15 protein-coding genes and 1 tRNA gene are annotated in these 25,530 nt (G+C 38.8%); 7 read left to right on the forward strand and 9 right to left on the reverse strand.

The window, feature by feature from the left end; all coding sequences use genetic code 11:
- Nucleotides 1-533: 533 nt before the first annotated feature.
- The 5 genes from pncB to aroA form a co-directional block, all read right to left on the reverse strand.
- On the reverse strand, nucleotides 534-1,838 hold the full coding sequence (gene pncB, locus ACFINS_RS00380) for a nicotinate phosphoribosyltransferase (protein WP_375705748.1): 1,305 nt from the start codon (nucleotides 1,836-1,838) through the stop codon (nucleotides 534-536).
- Nucleotides 1,839-1,970: 132 nt separating this feature from the next.
- Entirely contained in the window at nucleotides 1,971-10,541 is an 8,571-nt protein-coding gene (locus ACFINS_RS00385) for a GH36-type glycosyl hydrolase domain-containing protein (RefSeq protein ID WP_375705749.1), read from the reverse strand.
- Nucleotides 10,542-10,767: 226 nt separating this feature from the next.
- Nucleotides 10,768-12,468 (reverse strand): 30S ribosomal protein S1, encoded by a 1,701-nt coding sequence (gene rpsA / locus ACFINS_RS00390; protein ID WP_026500132.1) that lies wholly within the window; start codon nucleotides 12,466-12,468, stop codon nucleotides 10,768-10,770.
- 131 nt (nucleotides 12,469-12,599) lie between these two features.
- Entirely contained in the window at nucleotides 12,600-13,247 is a 648-nt protein-coding gene (gene cmk / locus ACFINS_RS00395) for a (d)CMP kinase (protein ID WP_375611402.1), read from the reverse strand.
- Complete coding sequence (gene aroA / locus ACFINS_RS00400; RefSeq protein ID WP_375649101.1) at nucleotides 13,244-14,572, reverse strand: 3-phosphoshikimate 1-carboxyvinyltransferase; 1,329 nt, start codon at nucleotides 14,570-14,572, stop codon at nucleotides 13,244-13,246. The genes cmk and aroA overlap by 4 nt, the downstream gene beginning before the upstream one ends.
- A 187-nt stretch (nucleotides 14,573-14,759) precedes the next feature.
- Between aroA and ACFINS_RS00405 the strand changes: the two genes are divergently transcribed.
- Nucleotides 14,760-15,137: a TIGR02300 family protein gene (locus tag ACFINS_RS00405; RefSeq protein ID WP_375649096.1), complete on the forward strand. Its 378-nt coding sequence runs from the start codon at nucleotides 14,760-14,762 to the stop codon at nucleotides 15,135-15,137.
- A 117-nt stretch (nucleotides 15,138-15,254) separates the two neighbouring features.
- Nucleotides 15,255-15,330: transfer RNA gene (locus ACFINS_RS00410), tRNA-Ala, on the forward strand.
- A gap of 1,599 nt (nucleotides 15,331-16,929) precedes the next feature.
- Here the strand turns inward: ACFINS_RS00410 and ACFINS_RS00415 are convergent.
- Together ACFINS_RS00415 and ACFINS_RS00420 are read right to left on the reverse strand one after the other, a co-directional pair.
- Entirely contained in the window at nucleotides 16,930-17,517 is a 588-nt protein-coding gene (locus ACFINS_RS00415; protein WP_375611399.1) for a hypothetical protein, read from the reverse strand.
- A 111-nt stretch (nucleotides 17,518-17,628) separates the two neighbouring features.
- Nucleotides 17,629-18,810 (reverse strand): DNA recombination protein RmuC, encoded by a 1,182-nt coding sequence (locus tag ACFINS_RS00420; protein WP_375649091.1) that lies wholly within the window; start codon nucleotides 18,808-18,810, stop codon nucleotides 17,629-17,631.
- Between the two features lie 90 nt (nucleotides 18,811-18,900).
- Between ACFINS_RS00420 and def the strand changes: the two genes are divergently transcribed.
- The 3 genes from def to truA are packed head-to-tail and all read left to right on the forward strand — an operon-like array spanning nucleotide 18,901 to nucleotide 21,111.
- On the forward strand, nucleotides 18,901-19,437 hold the full coding sequence (gene def / locus ACFINS_RS00425; RefSeq protein WP_375649083.1) for a peptide deformylase: 537 nt from the start codon (nucleotides 18,901-18,903) through the stop codon (nucleotides 19,435-19,437).
- On the forward strand, nucleotides 19,437-20,366 hold the full coding sequence (gene fmt, locus ACFINS_RS00430) for a methionyl-tRNA formyltransferase (RefSeq protein WP_375645399.1): 930 nt from the start codon (nucleotides 19,437-19,439) through the stop codon (nucleotides 20,364-20,366). Before def ends, fmt begins: the two co-directional genes overlap by 1 nt.
- Nucleotide 20,367: 1 nt before the next feature.
- A complete protein-coding gene (gene truA, locus ACFINS_RS00435) occupies nucleotides 20,368-21,111 on the forward strand; it encodes a tRNA pseudouridine(38-40) synthase TruA (protein ID WP_375612809.1) in 744 nt (247 codons plus the stop codon).
- 32 nt (nucleotides 21,112-21,143) lie between these two features.
- Here the strand turns inward: truA and ACFINS_RS00440 are convergent, their stop codons facing one another.
- Nucleotides 21,144-22,007 (reverse strand): LOG family protein, encoded by an 864-nt coding sequence (locus ACFINS_RS00440; protein ID WP_375611394.1) that lies wholly within the window; start codon nucleotides 22,005-22,007, stop codon nucleotides 21,144-21,146.
- 106 nt (nucleotides 22,008-22,113) lie between these two features.
- On the opposite strand from ACFINS_RS00440, the gene dapD reads away from it, so the two are divergent.
- Entirely contained in the window at nucleotides 22,114-22,962 is an 849-nt protein-coding gene (dapD, locus tag ACFINS_RS00445; RefSeq protein WP_375611393.1) for a 2,3,4,5-tetrahydropyridine-2,6-dicarboxylate N-succinyltransferase, read from the forward strand.
- Between the two features lie 236 nt (nucleotides 22,963-23,198).
- Complete coding sequence (locus ACFINS_RS00450) at nucleotides 23,199-23,369, forward strand: hypothetical protein (protein ID WP_375668154.1); 171 nt, start codon at nucleotides 23,199-23,201, stop codon at nucleotides 23,367-23,369.
- A gap of 167 nt (nucleotides 23,370-23,536) precedes the next feature.
- Here the strand turns inward: ACFINS_RS00450 and lepA are convergent, their stop codons facing one another.
- Entirely contained in the window at nucleotides 23,537-25,342 is a 1,806-nt protein-coding gene (gene lepA, locus ACFINS_RS00455) for a translation elongation factor 4 (RefSeq protein WP_375611467.1), read from the reverse strand.
- Nucleotides 25,343-25,530 lie beyond the last annotated feature (188 nt).

Consider the following 25,530-nt stretch of genomic DNA (forward strand, 5'->3'; position numbering starts at 1 on the left):
GTTTTGAAAGCCTTTTCTCATTTTTACTTATGGAAACGCACTTTTTTCTGATTTTCGGTAATTTTTGCAATTTTAGGTGTCAAAATCTATTTTGATAAAACGCGCATTGAATGGTCAAAATTGTACATAAAAACAACAAATTACCACGTATTCCTACTTAATCCAACCTCTTCCCACTTAGTATAAAACCTACTGTCAAACTACAACAATAACCCTTAGAACTTGAAAACCTTCATACATGCAAGGAGATGAGTGTGCTTGATTTAACAGGGTTAAAATGAGAAAATCTCCTTGGCTAAACTTCCTTGGCACGTTAAGTATTTTTTTAATGCGTCGTAAATATTTTTAAGTCTTATCTATCGCGCCTTATGTAAGTGAAGCGTATGCGTGGTAGGCCAAGTAGAATCTGCTCAAAAACAGCCGAACTGTTTACAGACCAGCAAAGGTTAAGAATCCTCGTCCTTAGAGTAGGACAAAAATCAATCTTATAAACAATATGATGGATCAATATACTTGTTTTAAAGAACCGGAAACTATGTCTTTATAGGTCTAGCAATTCGCTTTTTATTACAAAAAAAATTGAGATAACGTTGTACTTCTTTTGAATCACCGATCGTTTTTTCAGGATTATCTGAAAGTTTTACGGCTGGTCGACCATTGGCATAGGTCACCTTACAAACAAGGGAAAGAGCATCAAGAGTTTCGATTTCCTGAGGTGCACAGCCTGTAAAATCATTGGTAAGATCCGTGCCCCATCCAAAACTCATGCGCACTTTACCATGGAAATGATGATAGGTTTTTTCAATTGTATTGACATCAAGAGCATCAGAAAAAATTAAAAGTTTTTTGCGTGGATCTTTTCCTTTTTCTTTCCACCATTGAATAATACGTTCACCACCTTCAATAGGAGGCGCACTATCGGGTCTGAAACCCGTCCAATCAGCGACCCAATCTGGTGCATTGCGTAAAAATTCTTCTGTACCAAAGGTATCAGGTAAAACAATGAGAAGATTTCCACCATAATAACGATTCCAATCTTGCAAGACTTGATACGGAGCTCTGCGTAATTCATCATCGTTGTTGCTGAGAGCCGCAATAACCATAGGCAATTCGTGTGCATTGGTTCCAAGAGCTTCTAAATCCGTATCCATGGCAAGAAGAACATTAGAAGTTCCAGTAAAAGAATGACCAATACCTTCTTTTAATGCTTCCACACACCAGCGCTGCCATAAAAAAGAATGGCGGCGCCTTGTCCCAAAGTCAGATATTTTAATATCAGGCAATTTTTTGAGACGTTCAACTTTACTCCACATTTTTGCTTTAGCACGCGCATAAAGTACATCAAGAGCAAAACGATCTAGTTTTTTGAGAGCAGCACGTGAACGTAATTCACTAATAATAGCAAGGGCAGGAATTTCCCACATGGAACTATGGGCCCAGGGTCCATGAAAATGAAGGATATATTGGCCATCTTTGCGGGTGAGTTCATATTCTGGGAGTTGAAAATTCTCAAGCCACTGAAGAAAATCCGGTTCAAAAATTTGTTTGCGTCCATAAAATGTATTACCAGCAAGCCAGATCATTTCTTTTTTTGTAAAGCGCAAACTAAGAGCATGATCAAGTTGAGCACGTAATTCACTCTCATCAATATCATCGGCAAGACGTATTGTTTTAGAGCGATTTATGAGGGAAAAAGTAACATTAACATTAGGGTATAACCCCCAAATCATCTGCACCATAAGAAACTTATAAAAATCCGTATCAAGAAGTGAGCGAATAATGGGATCAAGCTTCCAAGTGTGATTGTAAACACGTCTAGCAATATCCGGATGATTCATAACCTTTTTCTTTCATTTTCATAAAATCTAAAATATTATGCACCAACACGGCTAATATAGACGGTGCAATATAACAACTCTACAGTTTTGGGCAAGAATAAAAAGCCTACTCTCTTTTTCCATCTTTCATCTTTAAGATTTGACAATACGCATAATTTCATGCTGACCTGTTTTTTGTAACTTTATCCCTGTATGAACTTCGGTATATTCTTTGCTATTAACATAGAGCATATTTTTAGGTCCCCATTTTACTTTAATGCTATAAACGGCATCATAAAACTTCATTGTTGCTTCATATTTTGGCCAAATAGAGGGTAAATGTGGCTGCAAAAATAATAGGTCTCCCTGACGCTGTATTCCAAGAATAGCTTGTGTTGCGGCGCGATAAAACCAACCGGCTGAACCTGTATACCAAGTCCAACCGCCTTGACCACATCGTGGTTCAACAGCATAAATATCTGCGACCATTACATAAGGTTCAACACGATAAATTTCAGGATCTTGTCCATGGGTAATTGGGTTTATCATAGAAAATAAAGCATAAGCTTTATCGTTTTGTTCCATTTCAGCCAACGCAAAAATACTCCAAATGGCACCATGCGTGTATTGACCACCATTTTCTCGAATTCCTGGAGGATAACCTTTTATATAACCAGGCTCGAGCGTACTTTTATCAAAAGGCGGCCAAAAAAGGCGAATGAGTCCGCCTTTTTTATCATAGAGATGTTCCAACATTGATGTCATTGCTTGTTTTTGACGTTCAGGCGATGCCATTTGAGAAATGATAGCCCAAGATTGAGCAATGGTATCAATTTGACATTCATCATTGATTTTAGAGCCAAGAGGTGTTCCATCATCAAAATAACCACGTCGATACCAAGCACCATCCCAACCATTTTTCTCTAGGCATTTTGTTAAATGTTCAAGGTACGTACTCCATATTTGCATATGGCTATTGTCAGCACGTTTTTTGGCTAAAGAGATAAATGCTTGTAATGTGTACCCAAGAAACCATCCTAACCAAATGCTTTCGCCTTTTCCTTCCACACCGACCAAATTCATGCCATCATTCCAATCCCCACCTAAAATAAGAGGGAGACCATGTGGTCCGCAGCGTTTAATGGCAAGGTCTAAAGCTAAAACACAATGTTCATAAACTGTTGCAACCTTTGGGGATTGGGTGGGTTGAAAATAAGCATCCTGTTGCCCACTTTTGAGAACATCACCTTCAATAAAAGGAATGAGCGTATCAAGAAAAGCGTCATCACCAGTGGTAGTGACATAAAGAGCTGTTGCATATGCAAGCCAAACGATATCATCAGAAATGTATGTACGAACACCAGCATTTGTGTCAGGCAACCACCAATGTTGCACATCACCTTCAAGAAATTGGTGCGCTGCTGCATTTAACAATTGTTCACGTGCTAATTGTGGTTCCAGCAATAACAAAGACAAGCTATCTTGTAACTGGTCACGAAAACCAAATGCACCACTCGCTTGGTAAAAGCCTGCGCGTGCCATGATGCGGCATGCGTAGATTTGATAAGGAAGCCAATGGTTGACCATAAGATTAAAAGAAGCATCAGGTGTTTTGACTTGGAAAGGAGAAACAAAATCACTCCATTGCTGTTTTTGTTTTGTGAGCTGAATTTCAAAATCACTTGCACGTACTTGATTGAGTAATTTTTCAGCTTCTTGCCTATTTTCAGCACTGCCAAGATAGAAGATGATTTCTTTTGTTTGCCCTGGTTGAAGATCAATATCATAGGCGAATGCTGAACAAGGATCACATCCTGCTTCAATGGTATTCGAAAGAGCAGCGGCTTTACGGATCGCATTTGGACGTGTTACGGTTCCCGTTGCACCAATAAATTCAGCGCGATTGGTCGTAGTGCTGGTTGGCATTTCGGACGCTGATAAAAATGTAACTTGTTGAGATTTCTCGATGTGATAGGGATTTTGAATAAAATGTGCACCCCATCTGGTCTCATAAGAGGAAACAATAAAGGGGGCATATTTTGTACGGACATTTCCCAAAACCCATTCAACATAATTATAAAGGCGTAAACTGCGTGGTTTTTTCCCTTCATTCGTAAGGATAAGACGTGAAAAGCGAATAGGTTTTTCGGGATCAAGTGTATGAGTCAATTCTAATGCGATTTCTGAATGTGTTGATTTAAAAGTTGAGAATCCAAACCCATGACACGCCTCATAGACAATATTTTCGTCACATTCAACAGTAGAAACGGGTGAGAAACGTTTTAAAGACTGGCGATCAACCAGATAAAGAGCTTCTCTTGGTCGGTTAGACGTTGGATCATTCGCCCAAGGAGTTAGTTGATAATCGCGGCTATTGTTAGCCCAAGTAAAAATTGCACCTTCAGCAGAGACATGAAAACCAAATCTGTGATTAGCAATGACATTAATCCACGGATGCGGTGTAGTGGTACGTCCATGAAGACGTATTACATAATGATTGTGCTGATTAAAACCACCGTAACCATTCCAATATCTTAGATCTTCTCCATTTGGGAGAAAAGAGGATGGTTTTTGTTGGCTAATAAGACCAATGGAAGAAAAAAGATTTTGTTCAGTTTGTGTTGTAAATTGCTGTCCTTCGTTATATCTTGGCAAGTCTAATTGATCATAAGGTTCTTGATAATTTTTACGAACTGTGAGATTAAAATCATTCTCATCAAGTCGTTTAAGTTGTTCAGATAAAGAGCCATTTTGGGCATCAAGAACGATACGCGCTGATGCAAGAAGCGTTTTAAAACTCTGTTCACTCATTTGATCGCGTCGAAGCATGAAAATATGTTGGCGTTCATCTGCTTTTTGCGTGTGGTGATAATAAGATTCACAGACCCACTCAAGAGCGCGTTGTGTACTTTGTATATAAGAAAATGTTTGTTCATTAAGAATGACCAAATCAACAATGAGTCCACGCATACGCCAATATTCATGTGCTTTAAGGAGCTCGCGCAGTACAGTTATATTTCCCTCGTTATTTAATCTAAGAAGACAGAGTGGATTGTCTCCTGAGATAGACATGGGCCAAAGATTAGACTGTTTTCCTAGCGTTTTTGCTAATATTTCAGAAGGAAGACGCCACGTTCTTTCTGGATAAATAAGTGGTGTTGCATATTTTTGATAGACAATAGCTTCTTTAAGCTGGGTTCCGCTCTGATACAGTGCGACTTGTGAGCGCGTCCATGCCATTGAAAGTTCTTTTTGAAACATATCAGGTTGTCGATAATGTTTAATATGATTATTTAGCGCTTCTTTTGTATGAGCAGCAAAAGTCCAAAAAATAAGTTCTGCTTTTTCATGGGCTGGAATTTTTATACGGCATCGCAATGACATAACAGGGTCAAGAACACAACCTTGACTGTTACTGAAACGAGCATTTTGGTCAAATGCAGCAGGACGATGAATGGATCGCCCCCGACCAATAAACAGAGAGCGATCTGTTTCAGCTTCTGTCTCTTGGAGAATATCTGTTGTACTAGAAACAAAATGAGCAACATAGATTTCAGGGTCACTAGGCGAGCGTTTGCGCCTTTTGGCAAAAATTGTTTTACCTTCTTCAGTAATTTCTGTCTCTATAAACATACGGGAAAAAACAGGATGAACTTGGTCTGTATCCATCGTGGCAAGTGCTAATTCACCATAAGAAGTCACTTCAATGAGTCGGTCTTTATTTGTCGTATTCATCAGTTGAATACGTCTCCCTTCGCCACATCCTTCAGATGTAATAAGACATTCAAGTGTTGATTTAATACCATCAACCATTTTTGTATATTCAGCCTTTTCATCTGTAAAAATGCTGACAGCGTCTTCTTCAATAACACGTGTTGGCTCACCAGTAACAGACCACCACCGTCCACTATGCGTATCACGTAAGAAGAATAAAGTACCTTGTTGATCTTCTGTTGCATCAGGAATAAAGCGCGTAATCGCATAATCGTGCCAACGACTGTAACCAGAACCGTTCGCTGTTAACATGGTAGAATAAAAGCCATTAGACAAAAGTAAAGTTGCTCGTGGTTTGAGTAACGGGTTTGTAATAATGCGCAAAGGGGCTGCGTCAAATGCTTGAGACTTATTGCGCATACGATTAACAGCTTTGGTATGAATAATAGGAATGAGATGAGGCGCTCTTTCCTGTAAGAGCAATTGTGTTGCTTCAATAACGGGATCACGGTGAAAACGATCACGCATTCGCCCTTGAAAAATAACATTGTTAAGAGCAAGAATAGACATGCCATGATGATGCGCATAATAATTGCATACAATGGCGTATTTTTCCCCTGTTTTCACACGTGTTGGAGTAAAATCAACAGAGTCATAATAACCATATGTTCCTAAAGCTCCAAGATCACGGAGTCGTTTTAAATTAGCGACAGCGCAAGCAGGAGCATATTGTGCCGCTAGAAGGCTGGCATAGGGAGCAATGACAGCATTGCGTGAAAGACCACGTTGGAGTCCGAGGTTTGGAACACCAAAATGAGCGTATTGGTAATTCATTAAATGATCGCGAGCATTAAATGCGGCTTCTGAAATACCCCATGGCAATTCCCGTTTATGGGCATATTGTATTTGACAACGAATAATCAATCGATTTGTTTGATCTAGGAGAGATCCTAAAGGTTCATGCATTACGAGAGATGGCATAAGATATTCAAACATTGATCCAGACCATGATAGGAGTGCACCTTTCCCACCTATGGGTACGAGAAGTCGACCAAGACGAAACCAATGTTTAAGTTTTATATCTCCTTTTGCGATGGCAAAAAAGCTTGCAAGACGTGCTTCTGAAGCAAGTAGGTCATAACAATTTTCATCGAGTTTGTTTTCTTGAACACGATATCCTATGGATAAGAGATGCCGTTTAGGCTGTTCTAAAAAGTCAAATTTCATATCAAAGGCTATTTGCCGTGCCATTATAGCCAGCCTGTTTAGTTTTTTACTTAATTTTTCAGTATCACAATGAGCAGTCGCATCATTATGATGAGCGTTACAGGTGTCGATAAGGCATTTAGCCCAAGAAAGCGCACCAGCAGATTCTATCGTTTGAATTTTGTGGTCAAGTTCACCGACTAAGTGCACAATATCGTGGGCTGCAAGTGAAAGATCTATGATGTGAGAAGGGACCGTATTTTCTTGTTCTAAAAAAGTGAAGACAGAGTCATGAAAACGAGTGATGTTTTCTTCGATTTTTTGGCGTAAAGAGCGTAAACTGGGTTGATGATCTGGAATTTCTCTGACAGTTTCTTCAAGAATAGCAAGAACATCCGATAAGCCTTCTCGATCACTTTGGAAAAAAAGAGGCGGTTTTTCAGCCCATTCACTTAAAGCAGAAGAGAGTGTTACCAAATGACCGGCAAGATTTCCTGAATCAACGGTTGATACATAAGTAGGTAAAAGAGGCCTGAGTGTATCCGTTTCATACCAATTATAGAGATGACCACGAAACTTTTCCATTTTTGTAAGAGAGCGTAATGTACATTCAATACGGGTGATGGTCTCTTCAAAACCAATCCAGCCAAAATCACGTGCTGCAATAATAGAAAGGAGATAAACCCCAATATTCGTAGGCGATGTACGTTGAGCAACAAGAGGTTCAGGATCTTCTTGAAAATTATCGGGAGGCAAATAGTTGTTTTGTGCATTGACAAAGGTTGCATAATAAAGCCATGTCCGCCGTGCAATAGAACGGAGTTTTTTTTCATCTTTTGAAGAAAGATCAAGGCTATCTTGAAAGGTTGAAGGTTGACTCACAATCCAAGCAATGAAGGGTGAAAAAAACCATGCTATCCCAAAAGGCAAAGCAACCAAGCTTGCAAAACTATCAGAAAAAAGAGGGAGTGCTATAGTAAGAATACCAATAAGCGATGCTGGTGCCATTGTAAAAACATAGAAACGCAAACTATTGGGTATTGATTTTGTTGCGGCAGAAGTTTTCCATTCAAGAAGATGCTGTTTTGAAATCGTCATACGATAGAGTGTACGAATAATCGCATCGGTCATAAAATACGCCGAATGAGCAAGAAACGTCGTTTTAAGAAATATATCAGCGCTTGTAAGAGCAATTTTGTTCCAAATTAATTGAAAATGTCCACGCAAAGAATGATCTATATTGGATGAGACAAGCGTTTTTAATACACATAGAATGGGTGAAATGAAGGAGCTAAACAACAAGAATAGTTGCCAGACGATTGCACTCTTTAAAGACAAAAAAGCCCATCCTGCAAATGCTGCGATTAACCACATAAGTGGCGTGAGAGAACGACGTAAATTATCCTGCATTTTCCAACGCGTCACGGAACTTATTTGACGGTGGGGAAAAAGATAAGGCAAAAGCTGCCAATCACCGCGGACCCAACGATGATAACGCATAACATCAATATTGTAAGCGGTTGGATAGTCTTCAATGACTTCTATGCTACTTACCAGAGCAGTACGAGCATAACCTCCCTCTAAGAGATCATGGCTAAGAATAGTATTTTCTTTAATTTTGCCATCAAGCGCTTGTTCAAATGCATCAATATTATAAAGACCTTTACCGATAAAGGTGCCTTCTCCTAAAAGATCTTGATAAGTATCAGAAACAGCAAAAACATAAGGATCAATGCCACGGTTTATAGAAAAAACCCGTTGGAGAATTGATGTTTTTTTTCCTGTTGTAAGAGAAGGAATAATGCGTGGTTGTAAAATGCTATAGCCCTTTACAACCTTTCCACTTTGTGGATCAAAAACGGGATAATTGAGTGGATGGTTAAGCTTTCCAACAAGTTTCGCGACGCTCTCTGGAGTAAGACGTGTATCACAATCCAGCGTCATAACAAAACGGCAATCCATGGGAAGATGTGGATTGGGAGGATAAAAGCTTGTATTTTTATCGCCTCTTAAGAGCCGATTAAGTTCATGAAGTTTTCCTCGCTTTCGTTCCCATCCCATCCAACATTTTTCGCTTGTATTATAAAGGCGTCGGCGATGTAAAAGGAAGAAAAGCGGAAGTTCATCACGATGATAACGACTATTGAGTTTATCAATACTCTTTTGCGCATAGTGCAATAAATCAAGATCATCTTGCGTTTCTCTCAATGGAGCATCCACCCAATCTGTAATGAGTGCAAAATGAATGGCACCTTTAGGATTGGAAAGATAGTGCACTTCAAGATTGCGCACTTGTTCATCAATGTCAGCGCGTGATGTCATCAAAGTAGGTACAACAACCATTGTCCGTGCATGTTTTGGAATACCTTCTTTATATTCATAACCAATGAGTTGTTTTGATGGGACAAACCACGAAACAACAGTGTTAAATAAAGCAAAAGCAGCATCGATAGCAGGAAAAAGCGCCAATCCAGTAAAGCAAAAAGACATCCATTGTGTCATGCCAGATAGCTGTAAAAGGGCGTAAATTACCAGCAAAAGAGCAAGCGTCAGAAGAGAGACAGGAACGGCGATGACTCTCAATTTTGAGCAACAGGAAGCGCGTGTCCATTTTATGAGAAAGGGCGGAATATACCCACAAGCCTTTTCAAATATGCCACGACCATCATCAACAAGGTACCACCCCACACAAGAATGATGAGGCATATCTTTAGAAGTGGAATTTGCCATTTCTACAACTTTATGTGCAACTTCCAGTTCACTAAGAGGCGAAAAGCGAGAAACTTTTTCAATGACTTGTCGATAAATATTGCGTGAGTGAGCATCAATTTCAGAAAAATCACTATTTTTACGCAAAATAGAATCGACACAACTCACTGTTTCAAACCATGCTGTCCAATCAACATCATCTATAGCTTTAAGAGAACAGATAATATTTCCCATGGTCACACCATCTGCTGCTTGTCGGGTATGTTCATCAGCTGTTGCAATCTCTAAGCTACTGCCTTGGCTTTTCAATTGCTTTTCAAGCCAAGTTAATGCTACGGTTGAATCGACAGATGCACTGCGCAGGCGATAGAATAAATGTGCTGAAAAAGTTGGATCAACAGTAAATGGTTTATACTGCGTAAAAAGAGAGTGTAGATTTGTTTTATTTTCTACAAGAGAAATTTTATCAGCTACTTGACTAGCAAGATGGCGCATATGTCGCGCTTTTTCGATACGTACTGAAAGACGACGGACATTTTCAATGAGCAGCATTTGCATAACTGAAGGAAGAGCCCACAATTCACCAATTGTGAGCGCACAAACTTCTTGAAATCCGTTGGTCATAGCCATGAGTGTTTCTTGTGAAAAGCTGCTATCGGTATGCGCAATATAAAGCCAAGTTAAAGCAAAAATTCGTGGTATTCCGGCTTTGTGTGTAGAAAGAGGAAGTTGCTTTATGAAGGACTTGGGTAGATTACGACGTAGCTTTTGTATGGTTTTATCAATGGTGTAATGATTATCAATGAGCCATTGAGCAGATGGTGCGATGGTTTCATCATTTCGAGCAGCAAAATCACTGGTATGAAAGGCATGAAGAATAAGTTTAGCATTTTCATTCAATCTCTTGCGAAAATCTCCTACTCCTTCATATTCAGGGAGTAAAATTTCTTTACCAGAAGCTATATCATGCCCTAAGTTATAAAGATCTTCCTGTACCTTATAAATTGCACGAAGAGGAAAATCCGTATTAATAAAATGATCTTTTTTCTCTTTTTGAGAAAAAAAGCACTTTATGAAAGGTATTATGCACGTCATAGTGTCCCATTGTTATTCAATTACATTGTTTTTTATTTAAATTTTAAGCATTTTATCTGAATAGTGAACCGTTGTTAGACAAAAAACAAACTTTTTGTTTTTATTTGCAAGCATTTATAATTTTTGTTTCAATAATTTAAAAATAAGCAGACAATTTTTTTATAAAATAAAAAGGTCACTCCTAATGAGTGACCTTAATAATAAAACCAACTTTAATGATTGATGATTAATCTTGTTCTTGTTTTTTCAAAGCTGCACCCAGAATATCACCAAGAGAAGCACCTGAATCTGTAGAACCATATTGTGCAACAGCTTCTTTTTCCTCTGCAATTTCTAAAGCTTTAATCGATACTGAAATTTTACGTGTTTTTTTATCAAATGCTGTGATGCGAGCATCAACCTTTTGCCCAATTGCGAAACGCTCAGGACGTTGCTCATCACGATCACGCGCAAGATCAGCACGCCGAATGGTTGTCTCAAGGTTGTGGTCAATCAATTTCACACCAATGTCATTGTCGTTAACAGCAATCACTTCGCATGTTACAACTGCACCTTTTCGCAATTCGCCAGAAGCAGCTGCTTCTCCAACTTTATCGCTGGAAAGCTGCTTAATTCCAAGAGAAATGCGCTCTTTTTCAATGTCAACATCAAGAACCACAGCTTTAACGATATCGCCTTTATTATAAGTATCAATAACTTGTTCACCAGGACGGTTCCAATCAAGATCAGACAAATGAACCATACCGTCAACATCGCCTTCAAGCCCAATAAACAGACCAAATTCTGTTTTATTTTTAACCTCTCCTTCAATTTGCGAATTGACAGGAAATTTATTGGCAAAAGCTTCCCATGGATTTTCAAATGTTTGTTTTAAGCCAAGAGAAATACGCCGTTTAGAAGGATCAATCTCAAGAACAACCACTTCTACTTCTTGTGATGTAGACAGAATTTTTCCAGGATGAACATTTTTCTTTGTCCAGCTCATTTCAGAAACATGGATCAGCCCTTCGATTCCTGGTTCAATTTCAACAAAACCACCGTAATCAGTAATGTTGGTAACAGCACCCGTAATTTTTTTACCAATCGGATACCGGACACTGATGCTTTCCCAAGGATCACTTTCAAGCTGTTTCATTCCAAGAGAAATACGGTGCGTATCTTGATTAATGCGAATAATCTGCACTTTAATCGTTTGGCCAATTGTGAGCACTTCAGATGGGTGATTAACACGCCGCCATGCCATATCTGTAACGTGCAAGAGACCATCAATCCCACCAAGATCAACAAAGGCACCATAATCTGTAATATTTTTCACCACACCTTCAACGATTTGATTTTCTTCAAGATTTTGTACGATTTCTGAACGTTGCTCAGCGCGACTTTCTTCTAAAACAGTGCGGCGTGAGACCACAATATTGCCACGACGACGATCCATCTTCAAAATTTCAAAGGACTGTGAATTATGCATGAGGGGTGAAACATCACGAATGGGACGAATATCAACTTGGCTGCGAGGCAAGAAAGCAACGGCACCATCAAGATCAACTGTAAAACCACCTTTTACTTGGCTAAAGATCACTCCATCAACGCGTGCACCAGCATTGAATTTTTCCTCCAAACGGACCCAACTTTCTTCGCGCCGTGCTTTTTCACGCGATAAAACAGCTTCACCCATCGCATTTTCAATGCGTTCAATGTAAACCTCAACTTCATCGCCAACTTGCAAAGAACCATCTTTTGCTTTAGCTCCAAATTCTTTGAGAGGAATACGTCCTTCGACTTTAAGACCAGCATCAATAATGGCCATGTCTTTTTCGATTGCAATAACACGACCTTTAACAACAGATCCTTCATTAAGATCATTAGTTTGAAAAGATTCTGTTAAAAGGGCTTCAAAATCCGCTGTTGTGGGATTGTATTGTGACATAAGAACTCCTAATATATACCTTGTATTATAAGGTATGAGCGCTAGGTTAGTGTTAACATGAGTAACTCCCTAGCCTTTTCCTTGAATAAAGGAAAAAAGTTAGCGCTAGGCTGGAAGTTACCTTAACGAATTTATCCAATTATATGCATTTTTATGATTGGATCAACAAAACTGCATGCAATTTCAAATGTTGCTTCTATACTCAATTCTGACGTATCAAGCAAGTGGGCGTTTTTTGCTGGTTTTAGTGGACTTTGTTTGCGCGTTATATCGCGACTGTCGCGCTGTTCAAGTTGAGCTAGGATTTCATGATAATTTGCTTGAACACCTTTTTTTAAAATCTCTTGGTAGCGGCGTTTGGCGCGTGTTTGAACATTGGCTAGAATATAAAACTTGATATCGGCATCAGGACAAACAATCGTTCCGATATCACGCCCATCAAGCACACAGCCGGGCAAAACTTTAGCAAAGTTGCGTTGTTTTTCGACAAGAATTTTGCGTACAGCAGGGTTAATTGCTATTTTTGAAGCCGCTTCACCAAGTTCATGAGAAGAAAGAAGAGAAGGATTTAAGGTATTAAAATCAAGTTCTTTAGCATAAATAATAGCATTTTTTTCATCATTAAGAGCTAAATTTTGTTGTAAAAGCGTATGAGCAACACTACGATAAGTAAGACCAGTATCGAGATGACGAAGGCGATAATGTGCAGCAATTTTGCGTGCTAAGGTTCCTTTGCCTGAGGCAGCAGGTCCATCAATGGCGATAACAAAAGGCTTCAAACGATTTTTCCCCCAAGTTGTTTTATAAAAGGAATAAATTCTGGAAAGCTCGTAGCGATCATTCGTTTATCATCAATGGTAACAGGTTTTTCTGACACAAGCCCAAAAATGAGAAAACACATAGCAATTCGATGATCAAGATGTGTGGAGACATGTCCACCGCCCAAACCTTTGGTAGAACCGTTCCCATAAACAACAAGAAAATCTTGACCTTCTTCACAGTCTACGCAATTAATTTTTAATCCTTGAGCAACAGCAGACAGTCGATCTGATTCTTTTACACGCAATTCTTCAATTCCTAGCATAACTGTTTTACCTTCTGCAAAGGCTGCTGCTACTGCCAAAGCAGGATATTCATCAATCATCGATGGAGCACGTTCTTTGGGCACCGTAACGCCTCTAAGGACCGATGATTTTATCCGTAGATCAGCAACATCCTCTCCACCTGTTTGACGTCGGTTCAAAAATTCAATTTGAGCACCCATTTCCCACAATGTTTCGATAAGTCCTATTCGAGAGTTATTTATCAAAACATTTTCAATGGTGATATCAGAGTCTTCTATAAGAAGGGCTGCGATAATTGGAAAAGCAGCAGAAGAAGGATCACCCGGAATATGAATCGTTTGTCCAGTAAGATGGGGTTGACCATTAAGATGAATCAAACGCGCACCTTCGTTATCTTTTTCTATTTCAAGTTGCGCACCGAATGCTTTTAACATTTTTTCCGTATGATCTCGTGTCAGAACTGGTTCAATAACAGTTGTAGTGCCGGCGGTATTGAGTCCAGCAAGCAGGATTGCTGATTTAATTTGGGAGGAAGCTATTGGAACACGGTAACGAATCGGATTAGCCATTTTCGGACCATAAAGCGTTAAAGGAAGGTGATCGTCGCGCGTTGCCTCAATTTCAACCCCCATGAGACGCAGTGGATCAAGGATACGTCCCATTGGACGTTTAGAGAGAGAAGCATCACCAATAAAGGTTGTTTTCATATGATACGGACCAACCATTCCCATAACCAAACGAGCACCTGTTCCAGCGTTTCCAAAGTCTAAAGGTTTTTGTGCAGCTAAAAGGCAACCATTCCCTGTTCCTCGTATGATCCAAAAGTCTTCTTTTTTAATAATACAGGCACCCATAGCTTGCATAGCAGCAGCTGTATTGAGTACATCAGCGCTTTCAAGTAATCCATGAATATATGTCTCACCACTTGCTAATCCTCCCAATATAAGAGAGCGATGAGAGATTGATTTATCTCCTGGTATTTGAATTTTTCCAGAGAGACTACTCGATTTATAGGTGGTTATAGGGATTGCTTTTTGCATGGAAATTCTATTTAATTCTATCTAACTTTTATGAAATTGTGCATCCTTTAGCACATGCTTTAAAAGACGTCATGAAAAAATCACTGTGGAACAGTGTATTTATCTTTGACAAAGGTATTATTTTTCGATTAAGCACCATAAAATTTATCTTTTAATGGAATAATAGTTAATCAAAGAGGCACGGTTTATGGCAAAACAAGAACTTGGAACTAAACGTGTTGATCCAGAAACAGGAAAAAAATTTTACGATCTAAATCGCGATCCTATTGTGTCGCCCTATACAGGGATTTCTTATCCGCGTTCTTACTTTGAAGTTGCAGCAGCGGAAGCAAATAATGAAGAAGAAGTTGATACTGAAGAGCTTGATACAGCACTTGAAAAATCTGCTTTTATGCTTCTTGAAGATGATGATGTGGATTCTAAAGATGACGATCTTCCTGATTTAGAAGATAGTGATGTAGATCTTGGTGATGATGATACATTTTTGTCTCATGATGGTGACGATGAAGATGATGACGTTACTGATATTCTCGGAGGCGGTGTTTCTAATGATGACGATGCTTAAAAGAAGTAAAAGAGGACATCTTTTCTATTGAATGTAAATTCTTCTTGATCTTCAATTTTGATCGTTCTAGAAAAGCTGGAATTGTATACTGTCTTTTTGGGACAATTTGTTTTTATAGGGGCTATAGCTCAGCTGGGAGAGCGCTTGCATGGCATGCAAGAGGTCAGCGGTTCGATCCCGCTTAGCTCCACCAAAAAGACCAACTGTTCTATCAAGGGAATCAATTATAATAAAAGATGTGTGCATCAATTTAAAAGGTTTATGTGCTATTTAATTATCATTCCAATAGCGCCTGTTCCTTGCATCTTAATGATATTATAATACATTTTTAATCATTTGTTGGATTATAAAATTTACTGTCGCAACCGTGAAAGTAGATAATTTTTTATGCTTTGCACAGAAATAGAAAATGAGCTGTTTAACCTGCGCCTTGTCTTAAAGGACAAAATTTGAATTTCCTTTACCACAATATTTCCACAAATATCATAATATGTTGGTTACCGGTATCTTTTTTAAAGATATGAAGTACTTAAACAAAGAGTAGAGAATAAAATATTAAAATATACTTCTCAATTATTGCGAATCAGAACTTTTTTCGAGTATTTTTAGCCTGATCAGATGTTCTACCAATTAAAAAATACCCACCTTGAGTAGCGTATACCTGCTCAATACTAAGGTATATTAACGCTTAAATAATATATTGAATCAATTAATTTTTTCCTTGCACGTCATAAACAAGGTCGAGGTGTAAGAGCAAAGTGGTGCTATCATTATATGTGCTAATTCCCAATGTTACGGATAATTCTTACATTTGAGAATGTATGTTCATAAAAAAACATTTTTAGTCTTTTCTTTCACAGTTTTTATCCACATACCCATTGTGCTTGTTATGTGCAAGCCAATGGTTTTATTGATTCAACCTCAAGAGATCTGAAACGATAAAACCCTACGCCATTCGAGATTCTTACTTTAATATAAATAACGATATATTATCTTTATAAATCAATATGCTTAAACCATTTAAGAAAAAGAATAAAAATGCTTCTCATAAATATTCTCAAATGCAAAAGCTATCACAACATTGGAGACTGACTTGTTACTTCATAGGCGTTACAAATCTTTCTCTGAATATTCCCTACCCTGAATATTCATTGTGTATAAAGTTGCATATACCTTATCATCCTATAAACGGGAGTGTTTTTACAATACAATAAGATAACTTTTTTCAATTAAGATGGACTGGATGGACGAATATGTTTTATTTCATACAATACTAAATACACCTAGTTCTTTTGAAGACTGTAGCGCCCTCTTTATACAAAATAACGTTTTTTCGTTTAATGCATTTCTCGTTTTTTTATATTGAATATTTTACCCTTTTTATGATGCCCGAATTGCATTTGTTTTAATTGCTATTTTATACGCTTAACAAAGAAAATATTCATATAATAATCAGCCAGTAATACGCATAATGAAAATAAAAAATGATATTATATTTTAAAATTTTTCTTCAATAACCTCTAGTACTTAGCCCAATGCGAAATGCCAGCGCTAAATAGAAGATAGTTTCTATTATAAATTTTTTTAACAAAGGAGGTAAAAATGTCGAGAGTATCTTCAAATATATTGTGTATTGCAAAAACTTTCTGTTGCTTGAGTTTATTCTAAAAAATAACAATTTATTTCATTGAACGATCGGAAAAACGACACTATTTTATCATATCATGTGGAATTTTGCTTTCGAATAATTTTATCCCATCAATTCCCTGATTGAGATTTTCAAAAATCTTCCCTAATGCCATCCACATCTTTTTAATTGCTGTTCATAGAGCCTCGATATCCTTGCCATGCGCTGTGCTGTCTGTGAAAGCGCAGCACTGACATGCCCACCACTACGTGCATAAGCACCATGCCCCATATGATAATTTAAATAAAGGCTATATGCATCATCAAACCTCACCCCATTGCGTTGAACACTTTGGCGATGATACCAAGCAACAAAATCAGCAGCATCTGCGAAATTCGTACGCCATGCAAAAGACTTTCCTGTAGAGCGAAGATACATTGCCCATGTACTATCAAGCGCTTGAGCATAACCATAAGCTGTCGACCGACGCTTCCATGGAATAAAACCAAGTAGTTTTTTGCGTGGAGGACGTGCATTGTGACGAAAGCTCGATTCCATCTTAATGGTTGCAAGAATAATAGGCATAGGAATTCCATAGCGCATTTCCGCTCTTTGAGACACCTTACCCCAATTGTCAAAAAAACCATTTTTTTGTGCTAAAATAGCACAAGCATTATTTGTGTGGATGGGAGTGGTTGTTGCGCATCCCTCTAGCAAAAACACCAGTGCCCCTAAAAACAAAAGGTGTCGCATATTCCTATTCCTCTCGTTTAAGAAATAAAACAAGATAGAGATACTAAAAAATGATTACCAATCAATAAAGAACATGATCTAACTTGTAATATTTAAGAAGCTTGCTTTGCTTTATTCCTCATCAGCAAAACGCAATGTTTGCGACTGAGCCAATGTTGTCATTTTTGTTGGTTCAGAGTAATTTTCTTTTAATTCGACAGTTTCAATGCGATTTGCCCGTTTCATGATTTTGGAAGACGATATCAAAATTCCCTCTATATCTTCACTTGCTTTATGAAAGTGCTTCTGTAGTGCGCGAACACGCGTATCCATTCGTCCAAAATCTTCCATCAATTTTGCTACTTCTGATTGAATTAAATGCGCTTGTTCACGCATCCGCGCATCTTTCATAATGGTTTGTACCACTTGGACAGAGAGCATCAACAAAGATGGTGAAACAATAATCACATGGGCTCTATTGGATTTTTGTACCAATGCCTCAAAATCCTCATAAATTGTTGCGAAAATCGATTCAGATGGCACAAAAAGGAAAGCAGTGTCATGGGTTTCTCCAGGAATCAAATATTTTTGTGCAATATCACGAATATGGACTTCCATATCGGTACGAAATTGGCGTTCTGCCTCTTGACGCTCTTGCGCTGATTCTGCCTTACGCATAGCATTCCAAGCTTCCAGAGGAAATTTAGCATCAACAACAAGAGAAGGAGCTTTATTGGGCATATGAATGAGACAATCTGGGCGCTTTCCATTGGAAAGAACAGCCTGAAAAGCATAAGCGTTTGTTGGTAAGGCATCGGCAATAATTGCTTCCATCCGCCCTTGACCGAAAGTACCACGCGTCTGCTTATTACTTAAAATGGACTGCAACTGAACAACTTGTCCCGTAAGCGATTGAATATTATTTTGTGCTGCATCAATCACTGCTAAACGCTCTTGCAAACGATTCAAATTTTCATAAGTGGATTTGGTTTGTACCTGAAGTGTTTGGCCTAAGCTTGTTGTCATCCCATTGAGTTGCTCACTGAGTGATTTATTCAATTCAGCCTGCCGTTGACCAAAAATTTCCGCCATCGTTTGCATTCGTCCTTGCATTTCAGCTTGTGTTTTCAACAAGGTAGCCATCTGCATTTGTGCCTCACGTGCGCGTTCAGCAATTTCATTTTCCAAAAATGCTTTTTTTCGATGAGAATGTATCAACATAAAAAATGCCAAACAGACAAGTATAAATAAAAGCAAAAGCATTAGTTTAGAAAAAAAATCACCAGCGAATATGGAAAAAAACGAATCAAACATAAATTGTAATATAACGCTCTTATTGTAAAAAAACGCAAGAATCCGTTATTCAATATTGACCAATAACAAACCATTGATTAATCTCTACTTATGCCAATGAGATCTTTAGTTACTTTACCTGATCCGATTTTACGGGAAGTGTCCAAACCTGTTGAGCAGGTCGATTCAGCTCTCCAAAAACTTGCGGATGACATGTTGGAAACCATGTATAATTCTAAGGGCGTTGGTCTTGCTGCTATTCAAATTGGTATACCGCTACGTATGTTGGTTATAGATGTCTCTGGAAATTCTGAAGATGAGCAGAAAAAACCACTTGTTATTATCAACCCTGAAATTTTATGGCTTTCAGATGAGCGTAATATTTACAAAGAAGGCTGTCTTTCTATTCCTGATTATTTTGCAGAGGTTGAACGTCCTAAACGCCTTCGTGTTCGCTATCAGAACCGTGAAGGAAAACAAACAGAAATTGAAGCAGACGATCTCTTAGCAACTTGCTTACAGCATGAAATTGATCATTTAGATGGGCGCCTTTTTATTGATTACATTTCAAAGATCAAACGCGATATGGTGATACGAAAATTTAAAAAACGTGCAAAAGAAAAAAACATGCAGGAAGCAGTTTTGTAATGGCTTTACGATTAAGTTTTATGGGAACACCAGATTTTGCTGTTCCTATTTTACATGCTTTATTGGATGCAGGTCATGATGTTGTTGCTGTTTATAGTCAACCCCCTCGTCCAGCAGGACGTCGAGGGCTGAAATTAATCCCCTCCGCTGTTCACACCGTAGCAAAAGAAAAATCCATTCCTGTCTTCACGCCTCAAACACTCAAAACAATCGAACAACAGGAGCAATTTGCAGCACTTTCTGTTGATGCTGCTATTGTGGTGGCTTATGGACTCCTTTTACCCAAAGCTATTCTCGAAACGCCACGTTTTGGTTGTTTTAATGCCCACGCTTCACTCTTACCACGTTGGCGTGGTGCTGCGCCTATTCAACGAGCAATTATGGCTGGTGATAAAGAAACAGGTATCATGATCATGAAAATGGATGAAGGACTTGATACGGGGCCTATCGCTCTTTCTCGCTCCATCCCCATTACTGATAACACCACCACTGCTGAGCTTTCAAACAGACTTTCACATATTGGCGCAGAACTTATGGTAGAGACTTTATCCACTCTTGAAAAAGGACAACTTAAACTGACCCCACAATCAGAAGAAGGCATCACCTATGCCGCCAAAATTAGAAAAGAAGAGACCCGCATTGATTGGACAAAACCTGCAGAGTTTATTCATAGGCATATTCGCGCGCTCTCTCCCTCTCCTAGTTGCTGGTGCAATATGAATATCGGTGGACGAGAAGAACGTGTAAAAATTCTTGATAGTCGTTTAACAACAGGTCCTTCTCTTGAAATTGGACGGATAGAACCAGATTCTTTGATTATCCATTGTGGGCAAGGACGGATAGAAATAACCTCTCTCCAAAGATCTGGCGGTAAAATTCTTGAGTGCGCAACCTTTTTGCGAGGTGCTCATATTTCTGCTGTTTTTTAAGATGCCACGTTTTAAACTCACTCTTGAATATGATGGTTCAAATTATGCTGGTTGGCAGCGTCAAGCAAAACTTCACACGATACAAGGAGCTCTTGAACAAGCAATTTTTTGCTTTAGTGGACAACAATTGACCATAACAACAGCAGGAAGAACCGATGCGGGCGTACATGCTACGGGACAAGTTGCGCATGTTGATTTTGAAAAAAACTGGCTCTCCCATACTGTGCGTGACGCGCTCAATGCTCTTTTACGTAAACAGGGAGAGGCGATTTCAATCTTAAATGTAGAAAATGTCCCTGATGACTTTGATGCACGATTTTCCGCTGTAAAACGCCATTATCTTTTTAAAATACTTAATCGTCGCTCTCCACCAGCTTTAAATGCCAAACGCGTGTGGTGGATACCAAAACCTCTTCATGCTGAAGCCATGCATGAAGCTGCGCAAAAGCTTGTAGGACAACATGATTTTACAACTTTCCGTTCAGCACATTGCCAAGCCAAAAGCCCTATTCGCACCCTTGAACGTCTCGATATTCAAAGAGAAGGTGAAGAAATTTTCCTTTATGCACAAGCTCGTTCTTTTCTTCATCATCAAATCCGTTCATTCGCAGGAAGCCTCATGGAAGTGGGTATTGGACGTTGGACAGCTCAAGATCTCGAAACAGCTCTTCATGCTAAAGATCGTAAACGTTGTGGTGTTGTTGCCCCCCCCTCAGGACTTTATTTAACCAAAGTAGAGTATTAATGATCCTTCAAGAGTGAGCATCTCAAAAGTCGTTAAGGCAATTTATAAAAAGAACGAATTTCTTCAAAAGCTTCTGCTGCTGTATTAACAAATTTCACAAAATTAATATCAGTAGGAGAAATTGTACCTTGTGCAGACAGATACTCAAAATTGACAGTATTGCTCCAAAATTCTTTGCCAAACAATAAAATCGGTACCTGTTTCATACGCCCCGTCTGTACTAAAGTTAATGTCTCAAACAGTTCATCCAGAGTCCCAAATCCTCCTGGAAAAATGGCTAGGGCTTTCGCTCGTACTAAAAAATGCATTTTGCGCATCCCCAAATAATGAAAATTGAAACATAAATGCGGCGACACATACGAATTAGGCTCTTGCTCATGTGGTAAAATAATATTCAAGCCAATCGTTGGGGCACCAACATCACAAGCACCACGATTTCCCGCCTCCATGATTCCTGGTCCGCCCCCCGTAACAACCACAAATTCACGATATTGTGTCGTAGCAGAATAGAGTGAGCACAAACGCGCAAACTCTCTTGCTTCATCGTAATAATGTGACATAGCATGCAAATTTTTCTTTTGTATTTCATTTTTTGCAGCCCACGCTGCTTGCCCAGGTTCAGGAATACGCGCACCACCAAATAAAACAACTGTTGATTGAATATCATATTCTTTAAGGGTTATTTCCGGCTTTAAAAATTCAAGACTAATACGTTGTGAACGCAGCTCTGGACGCATCATAAAATCTTGATCGATATAGGCTAAACGATAAGTAGACGAACGCACCTGTGCTGAATTAGAGACTTTATGGATCTGTTGTAGAGCATCCTTCGTATGGAGAAGTGGCGTCCAGTTTTCTTGCTCCCTTTTTCTTTTTTCTTTACAGCTTTTTTTCATGCACCTGTCCTACTTCCTCATCGTTTTATTGACTGAACACATTTCTTCGCGTAGTTCATAGAGAATAAATCTTGAAGCTTTCAACTTGTTTAACGGAACTCTCGTCATGACCCATATCACACAACTTGAAATTATTATCGAACAAGCTTTTGACGATCGCGATTCTATCGATACTACCACAAAAGGCGAAATACGTGAGAGTGTTGAACATGCATTGAACCTTCTTGATAAAGGTGAAATCCGTGTTGCAGAACGACAAAAAAATGGACAATGGCATGTTCATCAATGGTTGAAAAAAGCGGTTTTACTCTCTTTTCGGCTTAATCCTATGCAAATTATTACTGGTGGAATCAATGGGACACATTGGTGGGATAAAGTTCCTTCAAAATTCTCTGGTTGGCAAGAGGCAGATTTTAAAAGTGCTGATTTCCGTTCCGTTCCTGGAGCCATTGTACGTCATTCTGCTTACATTGCACCCAATGTTATATTGATGCCATCCTTTGTCAATCTTGGTGCTTTTATCGATGAGGGCACAATGGTTGATACATGGACCACCGTTGGTTCTTGTGCACAAATTGGTAAACATGTCCATCTTTCTGGCGGTGTTGGTATTGGAGGTGTTTTAGAACCACTGCAAGCAAATCCAACAATCATTGAAGATCATTGCTTTATCGGTGCTCGCTCTGAAATTGTTGAAGGCTGTATTATCCGTGAAGGTGCTGTTTTGGGAATGGGAGTCTTTATTGGAAAATCAACAAAGATTATTGACCGTACAACAGGTGAAATTTTTATTGGTGAAGTACCAGCCTATTCAGTGGTTGTACCAGGTTCTCTCCCCGGAAAACCTTTACCAAATGGTGAAGCAGGCCCAAACCTTTATTGTGCTGTTATTGTAAAACGCGTTGATCAAAAAACACGAGAAAAAACATCTATTAATGATCTTTTACGTTCTTAGACACAAGATTAATTCATAATAATATTTCATCGTTTTTTAACTTGAATAATAACCTCGAATACAAGGATTCTCTCATTTCAAATCCTTTCATAGTGAATCAATCACTATCATTTCCTTGCTCGTTACAAACACAGTTGGTATGTGGGTAAGAAACACTTCAAGAAAAGAGTGAAATACCTTTAATGAATTCTCTCAAGTGATAAGGACTGTCATAATATTTTGAGCTGAAAAAGAGTATGATAGGTGCGCTTTGCACCTTTCTGACGCGTAAAAGCGGTAATGCCAAATGGATTTTATATCATTCACAGTGTATTTTACGTTATATTTTTCATAGCCCCCGTTGTGAAATGGAGTTTGATGTATTGAGTGATGATTTACGAAAACGAGCACGCCAATATGCAACATAAATGTATTTTGTTTAAAGCATTCTGTTTTACGTGAGAAAGTGATACCATTATGCAATACACAAGAACATGAAGCACGACGCAATTCTATTTAAAAGTGTTCTTTAAACACCTGAACCAATCGACAAAAGCAAAAGCGCAATCAATGAGAGAAAATACCCCTTTTTTCATTATTTGTTCATTTTGAGCGCTTGAATAAATGCCGATTGTGGAATTTCTACTTTTCCAAATTGGCGCATCCGCTTTTTGCCTTCTTTTTGCTTTTCCAAAAGTTTGCGCTTACGCGTAACATCACCCCCGTAACATTTCGCTGTTACATCTTTACGCAAAGCACGAATCGTTTCGCGCGCTATAACTTTACCACCAATAGCCGCTTGAACTGGAATCTGAAACATATGCTGAGGAATAAGATCTTTCAGTTTTTCACACATTGAACGCCCGCGCTTTTCTGCAATCGTGCGGTGAACAAGCATCGATAATGCATCAATAGGCTCTCCATTCACCAAAATAGACATTTTAACTAAATCACCTTCTGCATAATCTGTCATTTGATAATCAAAAGAAGCATAACCCTTTGAAATCGATTTTAGCCGATCATAAAAATCAAAAACAACTTCATTCAGTGGTAAATCATACGTTACCATAGCACGGGTTCCAACATAGGACAAACCAACCTGTACCCCACGCCGCTCTTGGCATAGCTCTAAAATTGAACCAAGATAATTATCAGGAGTCATGATTGTCGCTCGAATCCATGGTTCTTCTATAGAAGAAATTTTAACCACATCAGGCATATCCGCTGGATTGTGCAACTCTTTAACAGAACCATCATTCATATTCATGCGATAAACAACTGAAGGTGCTGTCGCAATTAAATCCAAATTAAACTCACGCTCTAATCGCTCTTGAATAATTTCAAGATGCAGAAGTCCCAAAAAACCACAGCGAAAACCAAATCCCAAAGCCGCAGACGTTTCCATTTCAAAAGAAAAACTCGCATCATTTAAGCGTAATTTGCCCATGGCTGCACGCAAATCATCAAAATCAGCAGCATCAATTGGAAAAAGTCCACAAAAGACAACCGGTTGCGCCGGCTTAAAACCAGGCAAAGCATTTTCACAAGGACGACGCTCTTCAGTAATCGTATCCCCAACCCGTGTATCTGCTACCTCTTTGATAGAAGCAGTGATAAAACCAATCTCGCCTGGTCCTAATTCATCAACCTGTACCATTTTAGGTGTAAAAACCCCAACGCGCTCAACTGGATATTTTGCACCTGTACCCATCATACGAATGGTTTGGCCTTTTTTTAAAATACCATCTATCACCCGTACCAAAACAATGACACCAAGATATGCGTCATACCAGCTATCAACCAACATTGCTTTCAAGGGATTTGCAACATCGCCTGTATGTGGAGGTGGTAATTGTGCAACAATTGCCTCCAGAACATCAGGAACACCCAAACCTGTTTTTGCTGATATTTCTACTGCTTGAGATGTATCAATGCCTATCACATCTTCAATTTGTTCTTTAACACGCTCAGGTTCTGCTGCTGGAAGATCAACTTTATTGAGAACAACAACCAACTCATGGGAATTATCAATGGCTTGATAAACATTTGCTAACGTCTGCGCCTCTACGCCTTGGCTTGCATCCACCACCAACAGAGAACCTTCACAAGCTGCCAGTGAACGCGAAACCTCATAAGCAAAATCCACATGACCTGGTGTATCCATAAGATTTAAAATATAGGTTTCACCATTCTTTGCCTTATAGTGTAAACGTACCGTCTGTGCTTTAATAGTAATTCCACGTTCACGCTCAATATCCATGGAATCGAGTACTTGTTCTTTCATCTCACGTGTATCAAGCCCACCTGTTATTTGAATCAAACGATCAGCTAAAGTGGATTTGCCGTGATCAATATGCGCCACTATGGAAAAATTACGAATATAATTACGATCTATTGTCATATAAGGCGATTTAGCAAAGAATAATACAAAACGCAAAGACCAATTATGCTCCGGCTTCTATCAAAAGAATATAAACCTAAAAAGCTTCTCAAAACACAACTTTTTATAGCCTAAAAAATGAGGCTTTTGTTTGCTAAATTAAATCCAAGGGTGCTAAAATGATCCTTTCACATCTTATTTGATAACTC

The organism is Bartonella sp. AA2SXKL, assembly GCF_042197205.1.
Classification (GTDB): domain Bacteria; phylum Pseudomonadota; class Alphaproteobacteria; order Rhizobiales; family Rhizobiaceae; genus Bartonella.